At 65.1% G+C, this 2,823-nt stretch carries 5 protein-coding genes; all 5 read right to left on the reverse strand.

The annotated features are described in order from the left end of the window. On the reverse strand, nucleotides 1-601 hold a 601-nt coding region (rplB, locus tag JWP65_RS17045; protein ID WP_299765878.1), incomplete at its 3' end, for a 50S ribosomal protein L2. Nucleotides 602-603: 2 nt separating this feature from the next. Further along, a complete protein-coding gene (gene rplW, locus JWP65_RS17050; RefSeq protein WP_299765880.1) occupies nucleotides 604-942 on the reverse strand; it encodes a 50S ribosomal protein L23 in 339 nt (112 codons plus the stop codon). Next, nucleotides 939-1,559, reverse strand: coding sequence for a 50S ribosomal protein L4 (gene rplD, locus JWP65_RS17055; RefSeq protein WP_299765882.1), 621 nt, complete (start codon nucleotides 1,557-1,559; stop codon nucleotides 939-941). Before rplD ends, rplW begins: the two co-directional genes overlap by 4 nt. Continuing rightward, nucleotides 1,559-2,260, reverse strand: a complete 702-nt coding sequence (rplC, locus tag JWP65_RS17060) for a 50S ribosomal protein L3 (RefSeq protein ID WP_299765884.1) — start codon at nucleotides 2,258-2,260, stop codon at nucleotides 1,559-1,561. The genes rplD and rplC overlap by 1 nt, the downstream gene beginning before the upstream one ends. A gap of 282 nt (nucleotides 2,261-2,542) precedes the next feature. Next, nucleotides 2,543-2,823 (reverse strand): 30S ribosomal protein S10 (gene rpsJ / locus JWP65_RS17065; protein WP_299765887.1); only part of this gene is annotated, 281 nt, incomplete at its 5' end.

Consider the following 2,823-nt stretch of genomic DNA (forward strand, 5'->3'; position numbering starts at 1 on the left):
TGTGCTCTTCGTTGGCGACTTCGCCGATGGTGGCGCGGCACTCGATGTGGATCTTGCGAACCTCACCGGAGCGCATGCGGACCTGGGCGTAGGTGCCTTCGCGGGCCAGCAGCGTGGCCGACGTGCCTGCCGAACGCGCGCTCTGCGCGCCGCGGCCGGGTTGCAGCTCGATGCAGTGGATCGTCGAGCCCACCGGGCTGTTGCGGATCGGCAGGGTGTTGCCGGCGCGGATCGGGGCTTCCGAACCACTCAGCATCGTCGAGCCGACTTCCAGGCCGCGGGGGGCGATCACGTAGCGGCGCTCGCCATCGGCGTACACCACCAGGGCGATGTGCGCGGAACGGTTCGGGTCGTACTCGATGCGCTCAACCTTCGCCGGGATTCCATCCATGTTGCGGACGAAATCGACCACGCGGAAGTGGTGCTTGTGCCCACCGCCCTTGTGCCGGGTCGTGATGTGGCCGTTGTTGTTGCGGCCGGCCTTCTGGATCTGGGGCTCGAGCAGCGGCGCGTAAGGCTCACCCTTGTGCAGGTGGTCACGCGAGATCTTCACCATGCCGCGATGGCCTGGCGAAGTGGGTTTCATCTTGATGACTGCCATGATTAAGCGGTCTCCCCGGAGAAGTTCAGTTCCTGGCCCGGCTGCAGCGTGACGTAGGCCTTGCGGACGTTGTCACGGCGGCCCATGGAGCGCCCGAATTTCTTTTGCTTGCCCTTGGTGTTGAGCACGGACACGCCCTTGACCTGCACGCCGAACATCAGTTCGACAGCGGCCTTGATCTCGGGCTTGGTGGCGTCCTGCAGCACCTTGAAGGTGACGGCGTTGGACTTGTCGGCCACGTGGGTCGCCTTTTCCGAAACGATCGGGGCAACCAGCACCTGCATCAGGCGACCCTGGTCGTACCGGCCGCGCGAGGCGGGGGTGGGATTGACGCGGCTCATGCGAACATCTCCTTGAGCTTGTCCATGGCACCCTTGGTGACCAGCACCTTCTTGTAGTGCACCAGGGACAGCGGGTCGGCGTAACGCGGCTCGACGATGAGCACGTTGGGCAGGTTCCGCGAAGCCAGGTACAGGTTCTCGTCGACTTCGTCGGCGATCACCAGCACGGATTCCAGGTTCATGGCCTTGAACTTGGCGGCCAGCTGCTTGGTCTTGGGGCTGTCGACGGTCAGGGACTCGACGACAGCCAGACGGCCGTCACGGGCCAGCTGGGAGAAGATGGACGCCATGCCGGCGCGGTACATCTTCTTGTTGATCTTCTGGGTGAAGTTCTCGTCCGGGCTGTTCGGGAAGATCCGACCGCCTCCGCGCCACAGCGGGGAGGACGTCATGCCGGCGCGGGCGCGGCCCGTGCCCTTTTGGCGGAACGGCTTTTTGGTCGAGTGCTTGACCTGCTCGCGGTCCTTCTGGGCGCGCGTGCCTTGACGGGCGTTCGCCTGGAAGGCCACCACGATCTGGTGGATCAGCGCTTCGTTGTATTCGCGGCCGAACACGGTCTCGGGAGCGTCGTACTTGGACGCCGACTGGCCTTGCTCGTTCAGGAGTTCGAGTTGCATTACTTCTTCCCCTTCTCGGCGGCGGCCGGCTTGGCGGCGACCGGCTTGGGCTGGCCCTTGACGGCCGAGACGACGGTCACGAACCCGTTCTTGGAACCGGGCACGGCGCCGCGCACCAGCAGCAGGCCACGCGCCTCGTCCACGCGGACGACGTCGAGGTTCTGCACGGTCTTGGTGACGTCGCCACGGTGTCCGGACATCTTCTTGCCTGGGAACACGCGGCCGGGATCCTGGGCCATCGAGATCGAGCCGGGAACGTTGTGCGAACGGCTGTTGCCGTGCGACGCGCGTTGCGACTTGAAGTTGTGGCGCTTGATCGTGCCCGTGAAACCCTTGCCGATCGTGGTGCCCTGCACGTCGACCAGCTGGCCGGCCTTGAACAGGTCCTGCACCGGCACGGCGCCACCGGCGGCGTACTTGCCGGCGGTGTCGGCGTCGACACGGAATTCACGGATGATTTCACCGGCTTCGACACCCGCCTTGGCGAGGTGGCCGGCGGCGGGCTTGGTCACGCGCGAGGCCTTGCGCGAACCGAACGTGACCTGCAGGGCCACGTAGCCGTCGATGTCTTGGGACTTGACCTGGGTGACGCGGTTGTTTGACACGTCGATCACGGTGACAGGGACTGCGTCCCCTTCATCCGTGAACAGGCGCATCATGCCCACCTTGCGGCCCAGCAACCCGAGGCTGCTCAGACTCATGTTGTTACTCCGTTACTTTCGCCGCAGCCGCTGCAATTGGCTTCTGCGTTTGATGCCCGGCCTGCCTCAGACCTTGGGATGTGCGAAAGAGGGTTGATAAAAGCTCCGCCCACACGTGGCGAGCGAAGCCGGAGATTGTAGCACTCCCTGGACTTGCCTGCCAAGTGCGCTTGTCACCCGCGCAGGCGGGCGGCCCAGGGCGCGCCGGATTCCCGCCCGCGCTGGATGGCCCAGAAAAAAGGCCGCCCGAAGGCGGCCTTTTGCGAAAACCAAGCCGCAGTGTTACTGCAGCTTGATTTCGACGTCCACGCCGGCGGGCAGGTCCAGCTTCATCAGGGCGTCGACCGTCTTGTCGGTCGGGTCGACGATGTCCATCAGGCGCTGGTGGGTGCGGATCTCGAACTGGTCGCGCGACGCCTTGTTGACGTGCGGCGAGCGCAGGATGTCGAAGCGCTTCATGCGCGTCGGCAGGGGCACGGGGCCCTTGACGATGGCGCCGGTGCGCTTGGCGGTGTCGACGATCTCGGCGGCGGACTGGTCGATCAGCTTGTAATCGAAGGCCT

Origin of the sequence: Ramlibacter sp. (assembly GCF_028292805.1) — a bacterium.
In the GTDB taxonomy this organism is placed as follows: domain Bacteria; phylum Pseudomonadota; class Gammaproteobacteria; order Burkholderiales; family Burkholderiaceae_C; genus Ramlibacter.